Source organism: Marinilabilia sp., assembly GCF_016278715.1.
Taxonomy (GTDB): Bacteria; Bacteroidota; Bacteroidia; order Bacteroidales; family Marinilabiliaceae; genus Marinilabilia.
The window spans coordinates 1-3,068 of sequence record NZ_JADQBH010000070.1 but is presented as its reverse complement, the minus strand read 5'-3'; the positions used below and the strand labels follow the sequence as shown (position 1 = coordinate 3,068).

The following is a 3,068-nucleotide window of genomic DNA, read 5'->3' as shown; positions in this document are numbered from 1 at the left end:
GAGATGAGTTTTGACGATTACGATAAAAGAACCGTAGTTTTTAGAGCGAAAGCTGGCTCAGTCTTGACTTTTTTTGATTACTTTTTTGTGTCAAGACAAAAAAGTAATTCTGGGTTTAAGGGATGAAATCCCTTCTTGGAAAATGTTTAGGACACTATTAATATTTAGTTTCTTAGCACTATTGTCCGGAGAAAATATTTTTTTAAGAGATTGCTTTCCCGAGCATTCGGGAAAGCAATCTCATTTTTTTAACCGGACACCAATAATTTATAAGATTAAATTTTTTTTGGTTTTTTGTTACCTGCTGTTATTGAACCGTTTTGACGTTTCTGGTGTTCTGTCATCCCTGATTTTTGGGGACGGTGGATAAAAGGATGGATTTTGTTATAGAGCGATTTTTCCTAACTTTGTTATCCTTTTCCCAAATTTCTTTTTCAGAGCTTGTATTTTTCCATAAAACATTAACAAAGAAGGTGTTTGACTTCATTTGTCAATGTTGTTGATTGTCCTCAAAACAGAATTAAACAGTTGGTCATGGCCCAAAAAAGCAATTACAAAAACAACAACAATCGCAAAACGCCTGCACAGGCAGATGCTGAAATGGGAAGAATTCCGCCTCAGGCAGTGGAGATTGAGGAAGCCGTTCTGGGAGCCTTGTTGTTAGAAAAAGATGCTTTTATTGCGGTATCGGAACTTCTGAAACCCGAATGTTTTTATCGGGAAGCTCACCAGCATATTTTCCAGGCAATTTCCAATCTTTTCTTTCATGAGCAACCGGTGGATATTCTTACGGTCACCGAAGAACTCAAGAAGATAGATAAAATGGAGGCAGTGGGTGGTGCGTTTTACGTTTCCCAACTTACCAGCCGCGTTGCTTCTGCTGCTCATATTGAGTATCATGCGCGAATTATATGGCAGAAATACTTGCAACGTGAAATGATCCATATCTCCAGCGACCTTCAGACACGTTCGTATGATGAATCGTTGGATGTGAATGATCTGCTGGATGAAGCGGAAAACAGCTTCTATTTGCTTTCGCAGGGGACCATGAAAAAGGAGGTGACTCAAATTGACCCTGTGATTCAGGAATCGATTGAAAGAATCAAAGAAGCAGGGAAACGGACTGACGGGTTAAGTGGGGTTCCTTCCGGATTTACAGGACTCGACCGGATAACCTCCGGGTGGCAGTCGTCCGACCTGGTGATTATTGCTGCTCGTCCTGCAATGGGAAAAACAGCGTTCGTGCTTTCTATGGCCCGGAATATGGCAATCACGCATCAACAACCTGTTGCCGTCTTCTCGCTTGAGATGGCCAATGTTCAGCTGGTGAATCGTCTTATAATTTCGGAAACTGAAATTCCCGGTGAAAAAATAAAGAATGGAAACCTGTCGTCTCAGGAGTGGGAACAGCTCGATTCTAAAATTCATTCATTGATGGGGGCACCCATTTTTGTGGACGACACACCTGCATTGTCGGTGTTCGAATTAAGGGCAAAATGTCGCCGACTGAAAAAACAGCACGATGTTAAGATTGTCATCATTGACTATTTGCAGTTGATGAGTGCATCCGGTATGAATCCGGGAAGTCGTGAACAGGAGGTGAGTATGATATCCCGCTCTCTGAAAGGTCTGGCTAAGGAGTTGGATGTTCCAATCCTCGCCCTTTCGCAGTTGAACCGTGGAGTGGAAAACCGTTCAGGGCTGGAAGGTAAACGACCGCAGTTGGCCGACCTACGTGAATCGGGTGCGATTGAGCAGGATGCGGATATGGTTTTGTTTATCCACCGTCCCGAGTATTACGGTCTGTTTGAAGATAATGAAGGTTATTCGCTGGAGGGGATGGCCGAAATAATTATTGCCAAACATCGGAATGGTGCCACCGGCGATGTGCGACTGCGTTTCCGTAAAGAACTGGCTCGTTTTGAAGACCCGGAACTCCAGGGATTACCCATGTCGGGTGATGGATTTGACTCCGGTAACGGAGGCTCTGAACCTATGACTTTTAAATCGAAAATGAATGAGGATGAAGCAGTGCCATCACGTAGTATGTCTTCCCAGCGGGGTGGCGGGTTCGATGCACCGCCGTCCGGATTCGATAAAGAGGCTCCGTTTTAGTGTATGGGGGGATAAGACGGGCTACAGCCATTCCATCAACTCCCTCAGCGATGAAATCTCTTTTGATACCTTCTCCTCGTGCGGGACTTTCTCAGGATTAAAAAAAACTTGATCCACCCCAAATTCCCGGGCACCTTTTATATCATTCTCCAGGCTGTCTCCGATAACCAGGCTTTCTGCTTTTCGGGCGTTGGCGCTTTTAATTGCGTACTCAAAGAAATCGCGATGAGGTTTGCTGGCACCAATGTCTTCGGAAATAAAGGTGCGTTCAAAAAACGGGGTTAAACCACTTTTTTCCATTTTGGTATGTTGGGCTTCCCGAAAGCCGTTGGTGATGATGTAGAGATGGTATCTTTTCTTTTTGAGATACTCCAGCACTTCCATGGCATGAGGTATTACCTGTGTTTGCAGAGAATTTTCTGAAACAAAATCATTGGCAAAAGCTTCGGCCACCGCAATATCATCGAATCCTGCCTGTGAAAATGTCTGGTGGAAGCGCCCGACTTTTACAGCTCTCTTTGGGATGCGACCATGCTGATATTCGTGCCATAATCCAGTGTTGATGGGCATATATTGTTCAAAAAAATCGTCGAAATTATGGAAGAACCGATCGAGTTGATAATCTGCAAAAAGTCCCTTTAATGTGGTGATTTGATTGTTGTGAAAATCCCAGAGGGTATGATCCAGGTCAAAAAACAGGTGTTTGTATCGCATATGTCTTAGTTTAAAAATGCAGGCCCCAGCAGAAATTTTCTGAGGGGCCCATGTCCTGTATTTTTTATTTCAATAGGACATTGATGTTTTTCAAAAATCTATCAGCCAGTTTTGAGTCTGCTCTGAAAATAGGTGTTTTTGTCAAGTTCGAGGTGCAGGGGATTTTTTAACCGGAGTTAAGCCCTTGTTAGTGAGGACTAAAAATTTTCCTGTTACGAAAATTTTGGGAACAAAGAACC

General features: G+C 43.4%; 2 protein-coding genes. One reads left to right on the top strand and one right to left on the bottom strand.

Going from position 1 to position 3,068, the window contains the following annotated elements; all coding sequences use genetic code 11:
- Nucleotides 1-534: 534 nt before the first annotated feature.
- Nucleotides 535-2,115, top strand: coding sequence for a replicative DNA helicase (gene dnaB / locus QZZ43_RS04595; RefSeq protein ID WP_291856709.1), 1,581 nt, complete (start codon nt 535-537; stop codon nt 2,113-2,115).
- Nucleotides 2,116-2,136: 21 nt separating this feature from the next.
- Here dnaB and QZZ43_RS04590 read toward each other — a convergent pair whose 3' ends face one another.
- The gene (locus QZZ43_RS04590) at nt 2,137-2,829 is read right to left on the bottom strand and encodes a YjjG family noncanonical pyrimidine nucleotidase (RefSeq protein ID WP_291856706.1); all 693 of its coding nucleotides are present in this window, start codon (nt 2,827-2,829) and stop codon (nt 2,137-2,139) included.
- Nucleotides 2,830-3,068: the final 239 nt, after the last annotated feature.

Bases quoted from the DNA above. Each gene is read 5' to 3' on its own strand.
- dnaB (WP_291856709.1), top strand. From the start codon at position 535: ATGGCCCAAAAAAGCAATTACAAAAACAACAACAATCGCAAAACGCCT.
- QZZ43_RS04590 (WP_291856706.1), bottom strand. From the start codon at position 2,829: ATGCGATACAAACACCTGTTTTTTGACCTGGATCATACCCTCTGGGAT.